The organism is Vulcanococcus limneticus LL (genome assembly GCF_002252705.1).
Classification (GTDB): domain Bacteria; phylum Cyanobacteriota; class Cyanobacteriia; order PCC-6307; family Cyanobiaceae; genus Vulcanococcus; species Vulcanococcus limneticus.
In genome coordinates, this window is sequence record NZ_NQLA01000154.1 from 1 (window position 1) to 797 (window position 797).

A 797-nucleotide genomic window follows, 5' to 3' on the forward strand; every position below is an offset into this window, starting at 1 on the left:
GCGACCTGGTGCGCTCCTACCTGCGCGACATCGGCCGTGTGCCGCTGCTGAGCCACGAGCAGGAGATCACGCTGGGCCGTCAGGTGCAGGAGCTGATGGCGCTGGAGGAGCTGGAGCAGGAACTGACGCTGCGCGCTGGGGGCCTGGAGCCGAGCGAGGAGCAGTTGGCGACGGCGGCGGGTCTGACGACGGTGCAGCTGCGCAAGCGGCTGAAGGGCGGCCGTCGGGCGAAGGAGCGGATGGTGGCGGCGAACCTGCGGCTGGTGGTGAGCGTCGCGAAGAAATACACCAAGCGGAACATGGAGCTGCTGGACCTGATCCAGGAGGGGACCATCGGTCTGGTGCGGGGCGTGGAGAAGTTCGACCCGACGCGGGGCTACAAGTTTTCAACGTATGCCTATTGGTGGATCCGTCAGGGGATCACGCGGGCGATTGCGGAGAAGAGCCGCACGATCCGTCTGCCGATCCATATCACCGAAACGCTGAACAAGCTGAAGAAGGGCCAGCGGGAGCTGAGCCAGGAGCTGGGCCGTACGCCCACGATCACGGAACTGGCGGAAGCGGTGGAGCTGCCGGAGGAGGAGGTGAAGGACCTGCTGTGCCGGGCGCGGCAGCCTGTGAGCCTGGAGACGAAGGTGGGGGACGGGGAGGATACGGAGCTGCTGGATCTGCTGGCGGCGGATGGCAGCCAGCCGGAGGAGCTGGTGGATGGGGAGTGCCTGCGGGGCGACATGCGGGCGCTGCTGGAGCGTCTGCCGGACCTGCAGGGGCGGGTGCTGAAGATGCGCTACGGCATC

1 protein-coding gene is annotated in these 797 nt (G+C 67.4%); it reads left to right on the plus strand.

Translation table 11 applies throughout. The features are described 5' to 3' along the window. The coding region (locus tag CJZ98_RS17865) for an RNA polymerase sigma factor, RpoD/SigA family (RefSeq protein WP_108723337.1) at positions 1–797 on the plus strand (797 nt) is incomplete at both ends.